The 20,717-nt window shown below is 63.9% G+C and carries 18 protein-coding genes; 8 read left to right on the top strand and 10 right to left on the bottom strand.

The window, feature by feature from the left end:
- Genes ACFB49_RS03865 through cyoA form a run of 5 tightly spaced genes read right to left on the bottom strand, consistent with a single transcriptional unit; the run spans position 1 to position 4,902 of the window.
- Positions 1-687, bottom strand: a complete 687-nt coding sequence (locus tag ACFB49_RS03865; protein ID WP_380876183.1) for an SURF1 family protein — start codon at positions 685-687, stop codon at positions 1-3.
- A 20-nt stretch (positions 688-707) separates the two neighbouring features.
- The gene (gene cyoD / locus ACFB49_RS03870; RefSeq protein ID WP_380876185.1) at positions 708-1,079 is read right to left on the bottom strand and encodes a cytochrome o ubiquinol oxidase subunit IV; all 372 of its coding nucleotides are present in this window, start codon (positions 1,077-1,079) and stop codon (positions 708-710) included.
- A complete protein-coding gene (gene cyoC, locus ACFB49_RS03875) occupies positions 1,076-1,711 on the bottom strand; it encodes a cytochrome o ubiquinol oxidase subunit III (protein ID WP_380876187.1) in 636 nt (211 codons plus the stop codon). The genes cyoD and cyoC overlap by 4 nt, the downstream gene beginning before the upstream one ends.
- A gap of 2 nt (positions 1,712-1,713) precedes the next feature.
- Positions 1,714-3,714, bottom strand: a complete 2,001-nt coding sequence (gene cyoB, locus ACFB49_RS03880) for a cytochrome o ubiquinol oxidase subunit I (RefSeq protein WP_380876189.1) — start codon at positions 3,712-3,714, stop codon at positions 1,714-1,716.
- A gap of 15 nt (positions 3,715-3,729) precedes the next feature.
- Positions 3,730-4,902 carry a ubiquinol oxidase subunit II gene (gene cyoA, locus ACFB49_RS03885; protein ID WP_380876191.1) on the bottom strand — a complete coding sequence of 391 codons (1,173 nt, stop codon included), beginning with the start codon at positions 4,900-4,902 and terminating at the stop codon, positions 3,730-3,732.
- Between the two features lie 133 nt (positions 4,903-5,035).
- On the opposite strand from cyoA, the gene ACFB49_RS03890 reads away from it, so the two are divergent.
- A complete protein-coding gene (locus ACFB49_RS03890; protein WP_380876194.1) occupies positions 5,036-6,406 on the top strand; it encodes an MFS transporter in 1,371 nt (456 codons plus the stop codon).
- Between the two features lie 54 nt (positions 6,407-6,460).
- Here ACFB49_RS03890 and ACFB49_RS03895 read toward each other — a convergent pair whose 3' ends face one another.
- The gene (locus tag ACFB49_RS03895) at positions 6,461-7,774 is read right to left on the bottom strand and encodes a serine/threonine protein phosphatase (RefSeq protein ID WP_380876196.1); all 1,314 of its coding nucleotides are present in this window, start codon (positions 7,772-7,774) and stop codon (positions 6,461-6,463) included.
- Between the two features lie 23 nt (positions 7,775-7,797).
- Complete coding sequence (locus ACFB49_RS03900; RefSeq protein WP_380876198.1) at positions 7,798-10,107, bottom strand: TonB-dependent receptor; 2,310 nt, start codon at positions 10,105-10,107, stop codon at positions 7,798-7,800.
- Positions 10,108-10,228: 121 nt separating this feature from the next.
- On the opposite strand from ACFB49_RS03900, the gene ACFB49_RS03905 reads away from it, so the two are divergent.
- Positions 10,229-10,846 (top strand): TetR/AcrR family transcriptional regulator, encoded by a 618-nt coding sequence (locus tag ACFB49_RS03905; protein ID WP_380876201.1) that lies wholly within the window; start codon positions 10,229-10,231, stop codon positions 10,844-10,846.
- 18 nt (positions 10,847-10,864) lie between these two features.
- Here the strand turns inward: ACFB49_RS03905 and ACFB49_RS03910 are convergent, their stop codons facing one another.
- Entirely contained in the window at positions 10,865-11,617 is a 753-nt protein-coding gene (locus ACFB49_RS03910; protein ID WP_380876204.1) for a PEPxxWA-CTERM sorting domain-containing protein, read from the bottom strand.
- A 175-nt stretch (positions 11,618-11,792) separates the two neighbouring features.
- Here ACFB49_RS03910 and ACFB49_RS03915 point away from each other — a divergent pair, with 175 nt between their 5' ends.
- The gene (locus ACFB49_RS03915; RefSeq protein ID WP_380876206.1) at positions 11,793-13,379 is read left to right on the top strand and encodes a winged helix-turn-helix domain-containing protein; all 1,587 of its coding nucleotides are present in this window, start codon (positions 11,793-11,795) and stop codon (positions 13,377-13,379) included.
- On the opposite strand, the gene ACFB49_RS03920 is transcribed toward ACFB49_RS03915, so the two are convergent.
- Positions 13,376-15,433, bottom strand: a complete 2,058-nt coding sequence (locus ACFB49_RS03920) for a TonB-dependent receptor (RefSeq protein ID WP_380876208.1) — start codon at positions 15,431-15,433, stop codon at positions 13,376-13,378. The genes ACFB49_RS03915 and ACFB49_RS03920 overlap by 4 nt on opposite strands.
- A gap of 96 nt (positions 15,434-15,529) precedes the next feature.
- The gene (locus tag ACFB49_RS03925; protein WP_380876211.1) at positions 15,530-16,279 is read right to left on the bottom strand and encodes an SDR family oxidoreductase; all 750 of its coding nucleotides are present in this window, start codon (positions 16,277-16,279) and stop codon (positions 15,530-15,532) included.
- A gap of 167 nt (positions 16,280-16,446) precedes the next feature.
- On the opposite strand from ACFB49_RS03925, the gene ACFB49_RS03930 reads away from it, so the two are divergent.
- From ACFB49_RS03930 to ACFB49_RS03950, 5 genes are read left to right on the top strand one after another with little or no spacing between them, the layout of a single operon-like run.
- Positions 16,447-17,769, top strand: a complete 1,323-nt coding sequence (locus ACFB49_RS03930; protein WP_380876213.1) for an SRPBCC family protein — start codon at positions 16,447-16,449, stop codon at positions 17,767-17,769.
- Positions 17,766-18,167, top strand: coding sequence for a nuclear transport factor 2 family protein (locus tag ACFB49_RS03935; RefSeq protein ID WP_380876215.1), 402 nt, complete (start codon positions 17,766-17,768; stop codon positions 18,165-18,167). The genes ACFB49_RS03930 and ACFB49_RS03935 overlap by 4 nt, the downstream gene beginning before the upstream one ends.
- Positions 18,168-18,196: 29 nt before the next feature.
- Positions 18,197-18,958 carry an SDR family NAD(P)-dependent oxidoreductase gene (locus ACFB49_RS03940; RefSeq protein ID WP_380876218.1) on the top strand — a complete coding sequence of 254 codons (762 nt, stop codon included), beginning with the start codon at positions 18,197-18,199 and terminating at the stop codon, positions 18,956-18,958.
- A 14-nt stretch (positions 18,959-18,972) separates the two neighbouring features.
- Positions 18,973-19,773, top strand: coding sequence for an SDR family NAD(P)-dependent oxidoreductase (locus ACFB49_RS03945; RefSeq protein ID WP_380876222.1), 801 nt, complete (start codon positions 18,973-18,975; stop codon positions 19,771-19,773).
- Between the two features lie 3 nt (positions 19,774-19,776).
- Entirely contained in the window at positions 19,777-20,574 is a 798-nt protein-coding gene (locus tag ACFB49_RS03950) for a sugar phosphate isomerase/epimerase family protein (protein ID WP_380876225.1), read from the top strand.
- Positions 20,575-20,717: the final 143 nt, after the last annotated feature.

Here is a 20,717-nt window from a genome sequence, read left to right on the forward strand (position 1 = left end):
TCATCGATCCCGCCCCCGCGTCAGCACCAACAAGGATGCCGCCGCGCTTAATATGGCCATGGTGAACCAGGTCAGCGCGTAGGAGAGGTGCTGATTGTAGAACTTGACCACGGTCAGCCCGCCGACCGGATAGCCGCCGGGATTGGGCGCCGCGTCGGCATCGACGAAATAGGGCGCCACGGCGGGAAGATGCCGGGCGCCAGCGATCGCCGCCACGTCGCGCGAATACCAGCGGTTCGCGGTTGGATCATTTACGCGCAGAAAGCCGCCGCCCGGTTCGCTCAACCGCAGCAATCCGGTGACGCGGACCTGCCCTGATGCCTGGGCAGCTTTTCTGGTGGCCGGATCGCGCTTGTCGGGGGGAACGAAGCCGCGATTGACGAGGACGAGGCCGTTCGCGGTCTGCAAGGGCGTCAGCACCCAGAAGCCGGCGCCGCGCAGGGTCAGCGCCTGGACCAATGTCTCGCGATCGTGACGGAATGTCCCGGTGAGCGCGACGTGGCGATATTCCTGTTGTCGCGCCTCGGCCTCTGTCCATGGGGCAAACGCGGGCGGAGGCGCAGGCGGCGCGTGGACCCGTTCCTTCACCCGGGCGATCAGGTCGAGTTTCCATGAGCGCCGCTCGATCTGCCAGACGCCGAGCGCGAGGAAGGTCGCGGTGGCGAACAGGGCGATTGCCAGCAGCATCGCCCATTTGGCGCGGCCGTTCAGGGCGGGTTTCCCGCCTCCGTCATGGGCATCATGTTGGTGTTGAGATGGTACATGATCCACAGCGACCCCGCGATCACGATGAGTATCATCACGGCGGTGAACATATAGGCCATCAGCGTCCAGCCGCCTTCGCTCCGCGCATTGACGTGGAGGAAGCAGACCGTGTGGACGAAGATCTGGACGACGGCCAGAGCGATGATGATGACCGTGGTCGCCTGGGCGTCGAGCCTGCCGGTCATCACCAGCCAGAAGGGCACGACCGTCAGCACAACCGATAGCAGAAAGCCGATCAGATAGCCGCGGCGCGAAAGATGCGGGTGCAGATGGCCCTCGTCGTGCGCGGCCTGACCGTGGGTGACGTCGGTCATCGCAGAACCCCCAGTAGGTAGACAAAGGTGAAGACGCCGATCCAGACGACATCGAGGAAATGCCAGAACATGCTGAGGCAGAAGAGCCGGCGCTGATTTTCCGGGTGCAGCCCGCGCTGTCCGAGCTGCACGAGCATCACGCACAGCCAGATGATGCCGAAGGTGACGTGCAGGCCGTGGGTGGAAACGAGGGTGAAGAAAGCGGAGAGGAAAGCGCTGCGCTGGGGCGTCGCGCCCTCTGCGATCAGGTTCGCGAATTCGTAGAGCTCGATGCCGACGAAACCGGCGCCGAGAAGGCCGGTGATCACCAGCCACAACTGCACGCCGCGCAGCTTGCCTTCCTGCATCGCGATCATCGCGAAGCCGTAGGTGATCGATGATACCAGCAGCAGGCCAGTGTTCACCGCCACTAGCGGCAGTTCGAAGATATCCCTTGGCGCAGGCCCACCCGCATAGCTGGTGCTCAGCACGCCAAAGGTGGCGAAGAGCGTCGCGAAGATCAGCGCGTCGCTCATCAGGTAGATCCAGAAGCCCAGCATCGTGGCACCACCGGGCTCGTGGTGATGCTCCTCTTCGACCAGATAGAAGGTCGGGTCGCTCGTCGCTTGTTCGTTCACGATGTCCGAGGCCATGATCAGGCACCCGCCGCGAGCAGGCGGGTGCGCGCGTCCTCTGTTCGCGCCACCACATCCGCCGGGATGTGGTAATCGCGGTTATAGTTGAAGGTGTGGTAGATCGCATAGACGAGCAGAGCGATCGCCGAGATCGCGGCGAGCCACCAGATATACCAGACCATCCCGAAGCCGAGCGCCAGCGCGAAGGCCGACAGGATCACGCCCGCGCCGGTATTGCGGGGCATGTGGATCGGCGCGAAACCGGCCACCGGGCGTTCCGCGCCACGCGCCTTCATGTCGTACCAGGCGTCGAGATCGTGCACGACCGGCGTGTGCGCGAAATTATATTCGGGCGGCGGCGACGATGTCGACCATTCGAGCGTGCGGCCATGCCAGGGATCGCCAGTGGTGTCGCGGAGTTGATCGCGATTCTTGATGCTCACGGCGATCTGGATGACGAAGGCGAGGATGCCGACCAGGATGATCAGCGCGCCGATCGCCGCGACCACGAACCAGGGCTGCAGCGTCGGATCGTCGAAATGGTTCACGCGCCGCGTCGTTCCCATCAGCCCGACGATGTAGATCGGCGTCCAGGCGACCCAGTAGCCGATCACCCAGCCCCAGAAGGTCACCTTGCCCCAGAAGCGATCGAGCCGGAAGCCGAACGCCTTCGGAAACCAGTAATCCATCCCGGCGAACAGCCCGAACACCACGCCGCCGATGATGACGTTGTGGAAGTGCGCGACCAGGAACAGCGAGTTGTGCAGCACGAAATCGGCGGGGGGCACCGCGAGCAGCACACCCGTCATGCCGCCGACCACGAAGGTGAGCATGAAGGCCACCACCCACATCATCGGCAGCTCGAAACGGATGCGGCCGCGATACATGGTGAACAGCCAGTTGAAGATCTTCGCGCCCGTCGGAATCGAGATCACCATCGTTGCGATGCCGAAGAAGCTGTTGACGCTGGCGCCGGAACCCATCGTAAAGAAATGGTGCAGCCAGACGAGATAGCTCAGGATGGTGATGACCACCGTCGCGTAGACCATCGACGAATAGCCAAACAACCGCTTGCCGGTGAAGGTGGAGGTGATCTCCGAATAGATGCCGAACACCGGAAGGACGAGCACATAAACCTCGGGGTGGCCCCAGATCCACACGAGGTTCCAATACATCATCGGATTGCCGCCGAGATCGTTCGTGAAGAAATTGGTCGCCACGTAGCGATCGAGCATCAGCAGCGCGAAGGCGCCGGTCAGCACCGGGAAGATCGCGATCGCCAGCACGTTCGAACAGAGCGCGGTCCAACAGAAGACGGGCATCTTCATCATGGTCATGCCCGGCGCGCGCATCTTGATGATCGTCGTCACCATGTTGATCGCGGACAGGGTGGTGCCGACGGCGGCTATCTGCAGCGCCCACAGATAATAATCCGGCCCGGTATCAGGGCTGTTCTGGAGGTTCGTCACCGGCACATAATTGAGCCAGCCGCCGCGCGAGAATTCGCCGACGAAGAGCGAGATCATCACCAGCACCGCGCCCGCCACCGTCAGCCAGAAGCTCAGATTGTTGAGGAAGGGGAAGGCCACGTCGCGCGCGCCGATCTGCAGCGGCATGACATAGTTGATCAGCCCCACGACCAGCGGGATCGCGACGAAGAAGATCATGATCGTCCCGTGCGCGGAGAAGATCTGGTCATAATGGTGCGGCGGCAGATATCCTTCGCTGCCTGCAAAGGCGATCGCCTGCTGGGCGCGCATCATCAGCGCGTCGGCAAAGCCGCGCAGCAGCATGATGATGCCCAGAATCATATACATGATTCCGATCTTCTTGTGGTCGACGCTCGTCAGCCAGTCGTGCCACAGCCAGCCCCATAGGCGATATTTGGTGACCGCAGCGACGATCCCCAGGCCGAGCAGGACGACGACGATGAACGTCACCAGCAGGATCGGCTCGTGCACCGGGAAGGATTCCCAGCCTAGCCGGCCGAAGATCGCCTTGGTGAGATGTTCGTCGAACATGATCGCTCCGTCGATTCAGGCGGTGCCATGGCGAGCTGGCGCCCGCCCGACGACAGGCAGATGGAAGGATATGTGATTGTCGTGCGCGGGCGGATCCATGTTGTCGCGGGCGTTGGGTGGCCTCGGCTTGGTGATGTTCGGGCCGACGCCCTTTTCCTCGCCTTCCTTGAAGATCGCGCCTTCGGTATCCGCGCCCGCGGGGGGCGGTGTGCCGTGTCCCGAAGGCATGCCCGAGCCGGCCCGCGGATCGTGCCGATGGCCTCCGCCTGCGGCCTGGTCGCGACGCATGATATCGGTCATGCAGGGCGTGCCCGGCCGCACGCAGCGATTATAGACCCGATCGAAAAGATCGTTCTGCACGCTGGCGAAATAGATGATCGGCACCTTCTCGCTCGGCTGCTCGAGCGCGAGGAAGGCGTTCGTGTCGAGCGGTTTGCCTTGCCCCTTCACCTTCGCGACCCATCCGTCGAAACCCGCCTGGTCGACGCCGTGGAGCTTGAAGCGCATGTCGGAAAAGCCGGCTCCGCTATAATTGGCCGACATGCCCTCGAAGCTGCCCCGGCGGTTGAGCACGCCGTGAAGCGTGCTGCGCATCCCCGGCATGACATAGATCATCCCGGCCATGGTGGGCGCGTAGAAGGTGTTCATCATGTTGGTGGAGGTGAGATCGAACCGGACGGGGCGATCGACCGGCAGGACCAGCTCGTTCACCGTCGCCATCTGTTGTTCGGGATAGATGAACAGCCATTTCCAGTCGAGCGACACCACCTGGATCGTCAGCGGCTTCACCTCGGGATCGATGGGCTTCGTTGCGGAAATGCGGTTGAGCGGACGAAAGGGGTCGAGCAGATGGGTGCTCCACCAGGTCAACGCGCCCAGGCAGATGATGATGAGCAGCGGCGCCGACCAGATGACGAGTTCGAGCGCCGTCGAATGATCGAATTCGGGATCGTATGTCGCGTCCTTGTTCCCCGCCCGATAATGCCAGGCGAAGACGATGATCAGCGCCATCACCGGCACGATGATCAGGAGCATCAGGCCGGTTGAGATATAGATGATATCGCGCTGTTGCAGGGCGACGTCGCCGGCGGGATCGAGGACCGCACGATTGCAGGCCGACAGCAGGGTCGCGAGCGAAAGCAGCGCGAGGATTCTGCATGTCGTGGACGTCGACTTGCTTGCCTGCATGGCTCTCCGCCTGTTCCGGCGCGCCCCGCGCCGACATTGGACGATCTTTCATGCCCCCGCCTGACGCTTTTCTGATGCAACGGGGCTTCAAACGCAATATCCTGAAAATCAAAGTGCTGCTGGAGCCCTGCGCATGAGTGCACCCACCGCCGCATCGACATCGACTCCACTGGAACGCGACGCGCGTGTCATCAATGCACGTGGCCACCGTATCGCGCCGGGGGAAATCGCCATCGGCGTGATCATCGGCCGGACGAGCGAATTCTTCGATTTCTTCGTCTATGCGATCGCTTCGGTCCTGGTGTTTCCGAAGCTGATCTTCTCCTTCGCCGATCCGGTGACGGCGACGCTCTATTCCTTCGCCGTGTTTGCGCTGGCATTTCTCGCCCGCCCGCTCGGCACCCTGATCTTCATCGCTGTCGACCTTGCTTATGGTCGCGGGGTGAAGCTCACCATCGCGCTGTTCCTGCTCGGCGGCTCGACCATGGCGATGGCCTTCCTGCCTGCTTATGATCAGGTCGGGCCACTGGCGATCTGGCTGCTCGCCTTGTTCCGCATCGGCCAGGGCGTGGCGCTGGGCGGGGCGTGGGACGGCCTGCCGTCGCTGCTGTCGCTGAACGTGCCGCATAGCCGGCGCGGCTGGTATGCGATGATCCCGCAACTCGGCGCCCCGCTGGGCTTGATTGTCGCGGCGGCCTTGTTCGCCTTCTTCCTCGCGACGCTTTCGGCAGAGGATTTCCTGTCCTGGGCATGGCGCTATCCCTTCTTCGTCGCGTTCGCGATCAACGTCGTGGCGCTTTTCGCGCGTCTCCGTCTGGTGGCGACGCCTGAGTTCGAGCGCCTGTTCGAAAATCGCGAGCTCCAGCCATCGCCGCCGTTCGCCACCCTGTTCAGCCAATGGCGCACGATCGTGCTGGGCGCGTTCGCGCCGCTGGCAAGCTTCGCATTGTTTCATCTGGTCACGGTGTTCCCGCTGTCGTGGGTCACGTTGAACGGCACGGACGTGCCCGTGCGTTTCCTGGTGATCGAGATCGTCGGCGCTGCGGTTGGCATACTCGCGATGCTCGCCTCGGGGCTGATCGCGGATCGGGTCGGCCGTCGCGCGGTCCTCGGCGTCTCGGCGGTGCTGATCGGCGCCTATAGCGGCTTCGCGCCGCAATTGCTGAATGCGGGCAGCTTTGGCGAAATCCTCTATATGCTTGGCGGCTTCGTGTTGTTGGGGCTCGCTTTCGGCCAATCCTCCGGGGCGGTAAACGGGAATTTCCCCTCGGAATATCGCTATACCGGGGCCGCGATCGTCGCCAATTCGGCATGGCTGATCGGCGCGGGCTTTGCCCCGCTGGTGGCGCTCGCCTTGGCCAGCAACTTTGGGCTTTGGTCGATCGGCGCCTATCTGCTTTCGGGTGCGGCTTGCACCCTGGCGGCCTTGGGAATGAACAAGGAATGGGCAAAGCAGACGCGGGAGCCCGATCCCGAGCAAAGCGGCCACGCCATTCCGGTCTGATACGCCTTTCGCCTGCCGGCCGCCTGATCAAGGCGTCCGGCAGGTATTGACGCCTCAGCGACGAGCCGCGGCGGCCGATTTGAAGCGCTTGTGGAAATCGGCGAGTTCGATGACGAAGTCGTCGGCGGCACGGAATTGCGCGTCGGTCATTTCCGGCTGCTCGTGCGGGCGATACCATTTGGCATAATCCGGCGTATCGGCGCTCAGTTTCTTGTAGTGCGTGGAATAGGTGCTGACGCGGATCGCCGGCTTTTCCGCGCCTAGATCGAACTTCATCAGCCGCATCCAGCCATCGCCGATACCCACCGGCCATGCCGACTTCACACCGGCCTCGATCGCGGTCTGGCCGCGATCCTGATAGTCGGACAGCACCTGATAGACCGGGTTACCGAACTTGTTCTTGTCCGTGCGGAAGGCCTGGCCATGCTCATGCCCGCAGAGCAGAAGGAAGATCTGGTCATGCTGGCTGATGAACTTCTGCCAGACCATTTCCGGGTTGTTGTCCTGCGGATCGACGGCGTGGCCGTCGATGACGGGATTGGAAACGCGTGCGCCCTTCTGGTCCATATAATCATGCGTGGAGACGATCGTCGGCAGGCCGGGATATTTCGCGATCACCGACGCCGCCCATTCCAGCGAGGCGTTGGGCGGATCGAACTGCAGGCCGATATGGAGGAAGCGATAGCCGCCGGCCTCGAAGATCTGCGCGCTGTCCGCGCCGCCATCATGGCTGGCGACATACCACGGCTTGTCCTTGAAGAAGGCCGTGTCCGCGCCGAACACCGAGCGGAAATTGTTGAGCCCGCCGGGATGCAACATGCCGATCGTCGTCAGATCCCTGGGGTCGATCTTGGCGGCCGGCGGATGGTTGGCGTCGGTCCACATCGCGTCATAATCATGATTGCCGGGCACGACCGAGAAGGGCACCTTGCCGGCGATCATCTCGAACCCCTTCTTCGCCGCGGGCATCTCGACCGAGAGCACCTTTGGCGTAGGCGCGAAATGCGCGCCGAAGACGGGATTGGCGACCGACTTGAAGCCGCGCGCGGCATGGCCAGGGTCCATATCCAACGTCTGATGCTGCCACACGTCGCCCAGCGAAGTGACGAAGGCGATGTCGCCGCCCGCGCTTTCCAGATTGTCCGCCACATATTGCATCTGGGCGAAGAACATCTCGTTCGCATCGAACGGGAAATTCTCGGCCTTCTGGTGGGTGTAATCCATATAATTCTGGGTGTCGGGCAGGACCGCGATGGTGAAGCTGGTGTCCGGCGCCGCCTCCTTCGCGAATGCAGGCATAGCCGTCAGCGTGAGAGCGAGTGCCGTTCCAAGCCATGCGCGACGTGTGAATCGGGTGCTAAATGCCATCTGTTTCATTCCCTCCTGAGACCTCAAAGCTTGAACTTGAATTCGACGCTGAACATCCGCGGCTGCCCCGCAATGAAACTCGGGATGCCGAAATTATCGCCGGTATTGCCGGCGTCGATGACATAATCTTCATTGAGCGCATTCTTGAGCGCGAGTTCGACGGCCCAGCGCTGATCATCGGCCTGGCGGACGCCGAGCCGGAGGTTGAGCAGACCATAGCCCTTCTGGAACTCGTCGACCGCGAAGTCGGCTGGCTGCAGCGCACTCTTGTCATTGTCGTCGTCGAAGAAGAACTTCGACTGCCAGCTATAGGCGGGATTGAAATAGATCTCCGTCCCGCCAACCGGCGCGCTCAGGAAGGCGCCCAGTGAGAAGGTGTGATCGGGCGCGTTGCGGAAGCGGTTGCCGTCATAATCGCCGCTGGTGAGCCGGGCGTGATTGTAGCTGTAATTGGCGAAGAGCGTGGCCCAGGTCGTAGGCTTCGCCTGCACCTGTCCTTCGAAGCCATAGGATTCCGCCTTGCCGGCATTCACCGTCGTCAGCGTGCCGTCGATCGTCTTCACGGTCTGGAAGTTGCGATAGTCGTAATAATAGATCGACGCGTCGAAGCTGAGCAGGCCGTCCAGCGCCGCGCCCTTCACGCCCAACTCATAGGAGTCGACGATCTCCGCAGGCGCGGTGGATGCGCCGGCCGTCGCCGAGATGTTGAGCGCGGGCGAGCGGCGGCCGCGATTATAGGAAAGATAGGCGTTGACCTGATCCGCCAGCTCATACCCCGCGACGAGGCGCCAGCTGAAGCCGCTGAAAGTGTCGCTGGTCGACAGGGTTTCGCCATTCGGCGTCGGCTGGAAGAAGATGCCGCCGCCGGTCAGCCGGCTTGGCCCGGTCGGCAGTGTGCCGACGACGGTTGCGGTCTTGTCGTCATGCGTCCAGCGTAGGCCCGCCGTCAGTGACAGCCGATCGGTCGCCTTCCACGTGCCGTCGGCATAGAGATCGACCGTTTCCTGCTGCGATCCGAAGGTGGAATCGTCGCGGTGGACGGGCTTCAGCACCGCCCCCAACGGGCCGAGTGCCGCGATGATCTCGGCCTGCGTCAGCCCCATCGGCGCGGTCCGCAGCAGATTGCCCGACAGGAGCAGCGCCGCGCCGCGTTCATCGAACTGGAAGATGTAGCGGTCATTATTGGCGAGATCGACATAGGAGGCGCCGACGACGCCGCTGAACGCGCCCCCATCGTCATAGGTGAGGCGCAGTTCCTGCGTGGTCTGGTCGCCCCAGCTCTCGCCGACGCCGGCGATGATCGGCATCGACGTGCCATCGGGATCGAAGGATTCGGTGTTGCGATATTTGCGATAGCTGGTGATCGAGTTGAGTGTCAGCTTGTCACTCAATTCCCAGCCGCCGAGCAGGGTATAATCGTCGATGTGGCGATTGATGAAGAGGCGATCGCCGGCAAGGCCGCCGAAGCCGCGGAGGACGACACCGCTGTCGGGCTTGAGATCGCCCAGCACTTCGCCGCTGACCGGATCGCGCGGCAGGAAGGTGTTGGATTTGAAGCCGGTGCCGCCGTCCGGCGTATTTTCCTCGCGATTATAGATCAGGTCGAAGCGGAGGCCGGCCGTGGGCTGGAAACGCACCGCACCGCGATAAGCGAGCGTTTCCATGGCGTTATAGTCGGTGCCGCCGGCCAGATCCTCGATATAGCCGTCGCGCTTGCGCGCCCGCATGGCGACTCGGATGGAGAGGACATCGTCGATCAGCGGCGCGTTGGCGACGCCTTCGGCCAGGCGATAGCCATAATCGCCGAAGCCCGCGGTCGCCCTGAGCAGGAAATCATCGTCGGCCTTGTTCTGGATGATGTTGACGCCACCGATCAGCGCGCCGCGGCCGAACAGCGTCGACTGCGGTCCCTTGGCGATCTCGATCCGTTCGACATCGTAAAGCTCGAAGCTCGATGCCGCGACCGAGGAGGTGGATACGCCGTCGAGATAGATGGAGACGCGCTGTTCGCCGATCCCGTCGGAGGTGATGCCCCGGATGACGAAGCCGGGCGCGCCGACGCTCTGTTCGCGCACCTCGAAACCGGGCGTGTAGAGGCTGACATCCTCCAGCGTATCCGCGCCGATATTGTCGAGCGTCTTCTCGTCGAAGGCCGACAGGCTGAGCGGCACGTCGATGATCGATTGCTCGCGCTTTTGGGCGGTGACGACGATCACGTCGCCTGGCGCGTCGGCCGCCGCCGCGTCGGGCTCCGCATGTGCGGGCGAGACCAGAAGCGTCGATGAGAGGAAAGCGAGTGCAAGATGGGAAACCCGAATATTCAACAGCGACACGGAAGATCCTTTCACCAAACCGTCACAATTGCAATACAACAATGTATCGTTATTAATTCCGATGCGGGGCTGTATTGGAAAGCCGAGACAGTTTTGTGAAAGGCGTGTGGCGGCTAAGAGAATGACGATGCAGGATGAAGGCACCGAACCCGCGACCCGCGGTCGCCCGATGAGCAGCGATCTCGACGAGGCTATTCTGGAGGCGGCCTGCGCCGTACTGGCGCGCCAGGGCTATCGCGGCTTTTCGTTCGATGCGGTGGCGCGCACGGCGGGCACGACGCGGCCGGCCATCTACCGGCGCTGGAGCAATCGCGAAGAATTGCTGCTGGCGGCGCTGGACCATGTGATGCGGGTCGATACCGGTCCGCTGGACGTGCGGCAGAGCTTCGGTCAGCTCAGCGATGCGGAGCTGGTGGCCGCGTTCGAGCAGATGGGGCTGGCCTTCGCTGCAATCGTCAGCGAACGCCGCGCCAGCGCGGTCAGCATCTCGGTATCGGCCGCGATGTATGAGGATGAGGCGCTACGCAAGCTGACGCAGGCGCACCATTATGACCGCCGCAAGCCGCTTCGCGAAATGATGGAACTGCTTCGCGAACGCGGCCTGCTGCGCGATGATCTGCCGGTGGAAGACCTTATCCATGTGCTGGTCGGCGCGGTGCAATATCGGTCCAACATGCTGCTGGAGCCGGTCGACGAACACTTCGTTCGCAACATCCTGAAGCTGATCTTCCGCTGCTGAAGGCATCCCTGCCGGGGGCTAGGCCCGGAGACGGGACAGGGCGGTCCATTCCCCCACTCTGCGCTTGCGTGTGGCATAGCCGATCGCGCCGAAGCCGATCAGCATCAGCGCCCAGGTTTCGGGTTCGGGAACTGCGACATCGTGGCGGAAACCGGTGAGGCCGATGCCCGTGAAATCATCGTTCCAGATGGAAATGCCGCGAATATCCCTGAGTCCGCCATCGCGCGTGAAACCATAGGTTGAGGTGAGCGGCAGGCTGCTCAGGATGATCGTGTCGATCAGGCTGCCGTCGCCGCGGAAGAAGCTGACATTGGCATTTCCGCCATGCCCGCCCGCGAGGCGGAAGCCGAATTCCGACTGGTCGTTGACGAACATCAGCGAAACCGCGCCTTCGCCGATCGCGTCGAAATCGGGAAAGCCGGTCGGGCCGTTGCCGCTGAGAACTTTTCCGGCCGGACTGTCGAAGAAGGTAAGATTGCGGCCGACGTCGCCGGCGAGCAGGGTCAGGCTGGCGGTCGGCGTGCCGCCAAGCTGATCGAAATTGCCCAACGGCGTCAGCGTCTGCCCGGCGAAGCGTTCGCCGAAGGAAACGCCGTCGATCAGCATCACCCCTTCATAGTTCGTCCCCGGCGCAGCGCCGGACACGACATTATCGAAGGATATGAATTCGGTGCCGGTCAGCGTCGCATAATCGACCTGGGCGATCTGCGCGTGGAGCCCGGACATCGGCAACAATCCGGCAAGCAGCGCGCCGAGATATCTGATCTTCATGGGTTTTCTCCTCCTGTAACCCGATCTCCGGGGGCGGCCGGTCAAGCCGCCGGCGAAGCGCGCGACGCCGCGATCACGGGGGCAGTTACGCGGCCCGCGAATGTTGATATTCTCCGCTGCAATCGCGGCGTTCGCGATCCGCCAACCATTCATCGGCGGATGGGAAACGTGAATGATGGCGCACCGATCTTTGTCCGATGTTTCGCCGATGGCGGACGGCAATGGCGGCAATGGCGTGCCTGACGGCGCCGTGCCGCTCGCCCGGCGCGGGGATTTCACCCTCGGCGCAGCTACCGTGCGCCCCTCGGTCAGGACGGTGGATGGGCCTGGCGGCAGCGCAATGGCAGAGCCGCGCGTCATGCAGGTTCTGCTCGCGCTCGCCGATGCGGGGGGCGCGGTGCTGACACGCGACGATCTGGTGCGGACCTGCTGGGATCGGCGGATCGTCGGGGACGATTCGATCAGCCGGGCAATCGCGGAAGTGCGCCGGATCGCGCGCGAGACCTCCGCTGGCTTCGGGATCGAGACGATCCCCCGCATCGGCTATCGACTGATGGTGGACGGGGAAGCGCACGGCCCATCCGTATTGCCGGCGGACGGCGGACCTGCGCTGTCACGTCGGACGATCATGGCGGCCGGTTTGGCGGCGGCAGGAATAAGCGGCGGCCTGTGGTGGTATCGCCAGAACGCCGCATCCGGCGAGGCCGATATTCTGGCAGCGCAGAGCCAGCAGGCGCTCCGCCTGGCAACGCCAGAAGGAGACAGCCAGGCGATCGCATTGCTCGACAAGGCGGTCCGGCTGCGTGGTGATGACGGGGCGCTTTGGGGCAAGCTCGCGCTCGCGCGTGCCCGTGCGCAGGAACATAGCGCGCCGCCCGATCCGGTGAGGAGCGGCGCGGCCATCGAGAATGCGGTGCGCCAGTCGCTTGGTCGAGATCCGCGCAATGCGGACGCGCATGCCGCGATGGCGTTGTTGGTGCCTTATTATGGCGACTGGCTGGCTGCCGAACGCAAGTTTGATGCGGTGCTGGCGATCGATCCGGGCCATGTCGCGATGCGCGATGCGCGGGCGTTCCTGCTGAATGCAGTGGGCCGGTGGCGAGAAGGATCGTCCGATCGCATTGCGTTCAGCCGCAACGAGCCGCTCGATGCGGGGCTTCAATTTCGTCTGATCTATGCTTCTTGGATATTGGGCCGGGTTGAGGAGGCGGATCGGGTCGCCAACCGGGCCATGGAATTGTGGCCGCGGCATCCCGGCGTCTGGTTCGGCAAGCTCTGGCTGCTTGCCTGCACCGGCCGGCTGGATCGGGCGCTGGCCCATATCCAGGACACCACTGCGCGGCCGCCGCTGCCGCCGACAATGGTTGCGACGCTCGCCGCATCCGTGCGGGCGGCTGCGGCCGGCGGACAAGCCGTGAGAGCCGATGCCGCGCAGCAGATCCTTGCGCAGGCCAGCAAATCACCCGCGGCCGTGATCAACGGGATGATGCTGCTCAATATCCTCGGCGATCTGGATCAAGCGTTTCATCTTGCAGAAGCCTATTATCTCGAACGCGGACCCATTCTCGCGGCCATGCAGTGGCGGCCCGGTCAGCCCGTCGTCAACGATCAGCGCCGGCGGAAGACGAACATGCTGTTCGTGCCGGTTGCCGCACCGATGCAGCGGGATCCGCGTTTCGCAGGGCTGATGGAGGCGATGGGCCTCGCCGATTATTGGCGCAAGCGAGGAATCATGCCCGATTATCTGAAGCAGCCTGCCTAGAAGCGGGCCTCCAGCCCGATGCCGACCTCCCGCGGATCGCCTGCGGTGCCGAAGGACGGCGTGAAAAGATAGGTAAGGTAGAAATTGTCGAACAGGTTGCGGGCATAGCCGAAAAGCGTGATCCGCCCCCAGCTATAGGCGGCGCGGGCATCGACGATCGTCGCGCCGGCGATATGCCGTGCGGTCGTGTTGGCATCGTCGCTGAAATATCCACTGTTGAGCCGCGCTTGCGTTGACAGGCTGAGTCCATCCATCGGCCACCATTCGGCCGACGCGGCCGCGGTGAAGTTGGGTGCGCGCTGAAATTCCCGCCCGAGGATCGGATCATCGGGAAGCTGGGTTTGCTTGATCCGTGTCTGAAGCAGGCCGACGCCCGCGCCAATCGAGAAGCGGCGGGCCGCGCGCCAGTTCAGTTCAAGCTCGGCCCCATAGCTTTCGGCGCGTGGCGCGTTGGCGGTTTCCTGGGTGATGATCGGGATGTTGTCTGGCGGCACGAAGCGGACATTCTGGGTACGCTGGGCGTCGCGAATGTCGTTGTAGAAGATGTTGGCGGTGATCGTGCCCCGACCGCCATCGAAGCTGCCGCGCGCGAAGAATTCGTAATTCCACAGCCGTTCTGCGACGAATTCGTCCTGCGCGGCGGTCCTGAGATTGATGGTCGTGCCGCCGGGATTATAGGCGCGCTGCGCCATGATGCCGATCGTCTCGCCGTCCATCACGTCCCAGGCGATCGATATTTTCGGAAGCCAGGCGCTGAACGTCCGGTCGTAATCGAGCAGGACGGGTGAGCCGGGCGCACGCAATTGCCCGTCACGATCCTGCCGGTCGCGCTGGTAGCGGAGCCCGGCGATGATCTTGATCGCGGATGCGGGCCGCCAGCTTGCTTCGCCAAAGAAACCGAGGCTGGTCTGTCGATCGGTGAAGTCGCCGAGACCCAGGCCGAGGCCGGTGACATCGATCGACTGACGCTGGCGCACGTTCAGCCAATGCACGCCGCCGGTCGCTTCGACAGGCGCGTCGTCCGGGCGCCAGTCGAGCACGCCTTCGGCCGAGAAGTCCTGCGAGTCCACCTGTGTGCGGCCTAGCCCTGGCAGGCCGAACCGTTTGCTCAGCACATCGCCCCAGGACAGGGTGGCCCGCGAGGTGAGGCCGGCGGCCAATCGATAATCGATCAGGCCGGTCAGCGAGTCCGATCGGATGCGATAGACGCCGTTGGTGCGTTCCGGCGCGGGCATCTCTCTGTCGCGGAACGGCGCGGTCACGCCTTCGAACTGCGGCGCCTGCGATTCGGCGTGGACATAGAATGCCTGGATGCGCAGGCCGGGAAGCGCCGACGGCTCGGCAAGCAGCTTCACGCGACCGATGCCGGCATCGTCATGGTCAAGGCTGGCGCCGACTATCGCATCCGCCATCTCGCTCGAATTGCGCGCGCGGCGGATGTCGCCGGACAGGCGTATGGCCAGTTCGTCCGCCACGATCGGGCCGGATACAACCGCCGATCCTTGCAGCGTTCCATAATTGCCGGCGAGCGCCCGGGCGCGGCCTTCCCATCGATAGGTGGGATCGGCGGTGTTGATGAAGATCGCGCCGGCTATCGAATTGCGGCCCTGCGTCGTCGTTTGCGGGCTGCGATACACTTCGACCTGATCTGCATCCCAGATCGAATTGGCGCCGAAGACATATTCGTAATAGCCGAGCGCGCGGCCATCGACCTGCAGCGTCACGCGTGGCCGCGTGCCGCCCAGGAAGGCGGAAAGCTCACGCAGAACTCCAGTCGAATCCTGCCCCCGTATCGCCACGCCCTCGGTGCCCGATCCCTGCTGGAGATTGGGAATACGCGCCAGCAACTGATCGATCCGGTCAGGCGCTGCCATCGCGTCGATATCTTCGCCGGTGACGACAGCGACGCTCGATGCGGTTTCGGCAATCGTCCGCGACACGCGTTCGCCGGTGACGATGATGTCGGCGAGGGGCGGCTGAGCGGCGGACTCTGCCTCGGCGAGATCGGGCGCGAGCAGCGCCAATGATGCACAGCACGCCTGTCCCATTCGCATGGCCGGACCCTCCCCCGCGCTGACGCGATAAAGGCCGTGCGAAGGGGCTCTGGCAAGGGGCATCGTCAGGGTGGGGCCGTCACACCCGCCTCATGGTCACCCCATCGTTTCGCCATTGTCGATGACGATATGGGTGCCGTTGATCTGCTTGCCTTTGTCGGAGGCAAGGAAGACGACGAGGTTTGCCACGTCCTCGGGCTTGCCCTGACCTTGTCCCTGGATCTGGGCGAGGCCCGCTTCTTCGGGCGGTAGCTGGGCGATCGCGGAGGCCGTCATCGGCGTGTCGTGCGCTCCCGGCACCAGCGCATTGCAGCGGATGCCATAGCCCTTTTCCTGGCAATGGACCGCGATCGAGCGCGTGATCGACAGGATCGCGCCCTTGGCCGCGGTATAGGCCGGGATCACGCCCACGCCCTTGATCGCCGCGACCGACGACATGTTGATGATTGATCCGCCGTCGCCCGATCGTGCCATCAGCGGGATGGCGTGGTGGCAACCCAAGAAGGTGCCGTCGGCCATCACCCGCATATGGAGTTGCCAGTCGGCGAAGCTGCAATCCTCGATCGAGGCGAAGCGGACCAAGCCGGCATTGTTGACCAGCACGTCGAGCCGCCCGAACTCTCGATCGACACGGGCGATCACATCGCGCCAGCCATCATCGCTGCTGACATCATGCTGGATGAAGATCGCGCCGGGAATGCTGGCGGCGACCTGCTCGCCAAGCTCCGCCTTCACGTCGGTCAGCACGACGCGGGCGCCTTCCGCGGCCAGTGCGCGTGCGTCCGCTTCGCCCAGTCCCTGCGCGGCGCCCGTCACCAGCGCCACCTTGCCGTCCAGCAATCCCATCCGCTTTCTCCCTTGGCGGACAGGCTAGCGGAGCAAGCGGGCAGGGCCGCCTGCCACTTCCCACAGGCGCACTAGCAGAAAGCCGAGTTTGCCGGATTTGGGCGGCTTGTAGAGTTGTCCAGGATCGATCGACTCCCGGCAAACGGGAAGCAGGAGGAGCGTCCCCGGTGACGAAGGAACATTTTCTCGGCCGCACGCTGGAAGCCTATGATCCGCCCGTCCGCGGCGACCGGATCACCGGCGAACGTTATTATTCGCCGGAATGGGCGAAGGCGGAGTGGAAGCACGTCTTCACCAAGATCTGGCACATCGGCGGCCTGCTCGCCGATCTCGAGGAACCGGGTGACTGGATCACCCATAATATCGGCCGCGACAGCGTCTTCATGATCCGTCAGGACGACGGATCGATCCGCGCCTTCTTCAACGCCTGCGTCCATCGCGGCAACCGGCTGCTCTGGTCCGACGTGGGATCGAGCGAGCGGATCACCTGCTCCTACCATGGCTGGCAATATGGCAAGGACGGCACGCTCGTCTTCGCGCAGGATGCCGAGGATTTCCCGAACGGCAACCCCTGCGGCAAGGCCCACCTGACCGAGATTGCTTGCGACACCTGGGGGCCGTTCGTGTGGTTCAACATGAACCTCACCGCCCAGCCGCTCCACGAATGGCTGGCGCCGCTGCCCGAACAGCTTGCCGGCTATCGCATGGAAACGATGACCAAGGTGCTAGACGTGCGCTGCATCGTGCCGTGCAACTGGAAGATCATCCGCGACAATTTCAACGAGAGCTATCATCTGCCGACGCTCCACCCCGAGCTCGCGAGCTTCATCGACGACGAATATACCGACACCAGCTTCGAAATGTATCCGAGCGGGCATAACCGCATGGTGCAGAAGGGATCGCACCCGTCGAAACGGCTCGATTATCCGGATGCGATGCAGCCGCTGGTCGAGGATGAGCTGCGCAACTGGGGCCTCGACCCCGCTGATTTCGAAGGACGGGTGACCGAGGCGCGCCCCGCCATCCAGCAGGCCAAGCGCCGGCTGGGGCCGGAGCGCGGCTGCCATCATTTCGAGACGATGACCGACAGCCAGCTCACCGATTATTATCACTACACGCTCTGGCCCAACACGACGATCACGATGAGCCCGGACGGCTTCCAGATCCTCCGGTCGGAACCGCACCCGACCGACCCGGAAAAGTGCATCTTCGATCACTGGTATCTGATGCCACCGATGAAGGACCGGACCGAGGTGGTGACGCCGGTGGGGATGCGTCCCTTCGCCCATGCCGAGCGCGAGACCGTGATCTACGGCGAAGCGACGCTCGGCTACGTCGCGGATCAGGATATGTCCGTCGCGGTCGGCCAGCAGCAGGGGCTGCACAGCATGGGCTATAAGGGCGGGATCATCTCCGGCCAGGAAAAGCGCATCCAGCGTTTCCACGAGTTGCTGAACGATGCCTGCGGCATCCATGGTGAGATCGAATGAGCGAGTGGGAGGACCGCGTCGCCATCAATGACGCGCTCGCCCGCTATGCCGACGGGGTGAACCGCCGCGACGTCGATCTGTGGGGCGGATCGTGGGACGAGGACGCCCAATGGGTGCTGTTCGATCCGGAACCGGTGAAGGGCCGGGATGCGATCGTCGCCGCATGGAAGCAGGCGATGGAGGGCTTTCCCTTCGTCGTCATGTACGTCTCGCAAGGCAGCGTCGCGATCGACGGAGAACGCGCCGAGGGCCGATCCTACAGCAGCGAGGTGGCGGAGACTGCCGACGGCAAGAAGATGCGCGTCTACGGCACCTATGAAGACGAATATCGCAAGCGGAACGGCACATGGGGCTTTTCCTCACGCAAGTTCACCATCCTCCGCATGGAGGAATATTGACCGCCTGAACCGCGGGGAGAGGACATAATATGGGACGGCTCGACGGCAAGGTCGCGGTGATATTGGGCGCTTCGGATGAGCGCAGCATGGGTGCAGCAACGGCGAGGCTTTTTGCGGCGGAAGGCGCGAAACTCGTGCTCGCCGCGCGCCGCAAGGAGGCGGTGGAAGGGGTCGCCGCGAAGCTTGGCGCGGTGGGTGTCGCCTGCGACATCACGAAGGAGGAGGATCTCGCCGCGCTCGCGAAGACGGCGCTCGACACCTATGGCCGGCTGGATGCGGCGGTGAACTATGCCGGCATCGACATCGGCGAGAGCATCCTGGAATCCACGCCCGAAGGCTTGCGGGCATCGAGCGACGTCCATTTCGTCGGCACCGTGCTGTTCATGAAGCAGATGGCGCTGGCGATGAAGCACGGCGGGTCGATCGTCACCACCTCCTCGCTCACCGTGCTGGCGCAGGCGCCGGGCTATGCGGCCTATGCCGGCGCCAAGGGCGGCGCGGACGTGGCGGTGCGGGTCGCCGCCAACGAACTTGGCGAGCGCAACATCCGCGTCAACAGCATCGTCCCCGGCTTCACCAAGACCGCGATGACCGAGGGCCATTTCGGCGTCGAGGCGGTGACGCGGGCGTTCATCAAGGAAATGCCGCTCGGCCGCTTTCCGACCGTGGAGGATGTCGCCCAGGTCGCCTTGTGGCTCGCCAGCGACGAGGCTTTTGTCACCGGCCAGCGTATCGACATCACCGCCGGCCAGGCGCTCCGCCGCGTGCCGTTGGCGAGCGAATTCGCCTGAAGGGGGAGGGGTTTATGGGACGGTTACAAGGCAAACGCGCCCTCGTCGTCGGCGCTGCCGGCCGCGACAATATGGGCCAGGTCATCGCCCGCCGCTTCGCTGCTGAGGGCGCGAAGGTCGCGGTCGCGGGGCGGCATCGCGATGTGCTCGAAACGCTCGCGGCCGAAATCGGCGGCGTCGCCGTCGAAGGCGACATGGGCGAGCGGGCCAGCATTGACGCGATGGTGGCCGCCGCGGACGCGGGGCTGGGTGGCCTCGATATTGCCGTCAACGCGACCGGCTGGGGGCTGCTTAAACCCTTCCTGGAAACGACCGAGGAGGAGATGGATCGCATGTATGCGCTCCAGCTTCGCGGGCCGTTCCAGCTTTTCCAGGCCCTGATCCCGCGGATGGGCAAGGGCGCGTCGATCATTCAGATCAGTTCCGCCACGGCGACGATCCTGTTCCACGATCACTATGCCTATATGGCGACGAAGGCGGGCACCGATCATCTGATCCGCGCGCTCGCCAATGAATTCGGGCCGCAGGGCATCCGCCTGAATTCGATTTCGCCGGGTGTGACCGAGACGCCGATGACGGCGGAGGCGGGATCGGTTCCCGGCGTGATGGACGCCTTCGCCACCGGCTATCCGTTGGGCCGCATCGGCACCAAGGACGATATTGCCGCCGGCTGCGTCTTCCTCGCCAGCGACGAATGCTTCATGACCGGCCAGAACCTGCAGGTGAATGGCGGCCTCACGCTGCGCCGAAATCCCAACAAGGAGGAGATCGAGGCGTCAGTAGCGCGGGCCATGTCGACCTCCGCCGCGGCCTGAACCATGGCCAAACGCCACGCCATCGCCATGGCGTCGGGCATCATGCCGGAAGCGACCCCGCTCCAGCTCGTCGAGGCGGCTGCGCGCGCGGGGTTCGACTTTGGCGGCATGTGGATCGAACCCGACGACTGGACCATCCAGACGACGCGCGACGTTAAGGCGGCGCTGCGTGACGCAGGCCTGAAGCTGCTCGATGTCGAGGTCGTCTGGATCAAGCCCGGCCCGCACAACCCGGATCATGACCGTATTGTCGAGATCGGGGCAGAGTTGGGCGCGCGCAATGTGCTGTGCGTCTCCAGCGATCCCGATCGCTCCGCCACGCGCGACAAGCTCGGCCGGTTGATCGATCTCGGCCACCGCGCCGGCATCCGCGTCAATCTGGAATTCGGGCTGTTCACCGAGGTCAAGACGATCAACGCGGCAAGCGCGCTGCTGCAGGAACTGGACCTGCCGGCCGCGGGCCTGCTCGTCGATGCGCTCCACTGGGCGCGATCGGGCGGCACGCTGGAGGACATCGCCGCGCTGCCGTCACGCTGGCTGAGTTACGCGCAATTCTGCGACGCGCCGGAGCAGGGGCCGGACCCCAGGGATGATGCGGCCATCCTGGAGGAAGCCATCGACGGACGGATGTTCCTCGGCGAAGGCGGCCTGCCCCTGCGTGGCCTCGCGGCGGCGCTGCCCGCGACCTTGCCTTTCGCGATCGAGCAACGGTCCAAGCCGCTACGGGACGATTATCCTGATCTCAACGAGCGGGCGAAGGTTGTGCTGGAACGCAGCCGTGCGTTTCTGGAAGGGGCGTAGGGCTGCGCAAGTAGTTTCACACTCACGACCCATTGAATCGTCACCCCAGCGGAGGCTGGGGTCCATGGCTATCGCGGCAAAAGCCGTCGTATGTGGATAGAGCCATGGATGCCAGCCTCCGCTGGCATGACGATTATGTGGGG

The sequence above is a fragment of the Sphingomonas sp. DBB INV C78 genome, from assembly GCF_042693015.1.
In the GTDB taxonomy this organism is placed as follows: domain Bacteria; phylum Pseudomonadota; class Alphaproteobacteria; order Sphingomonadales; family Sphingomonadaceae; genus Sphingomonas_E.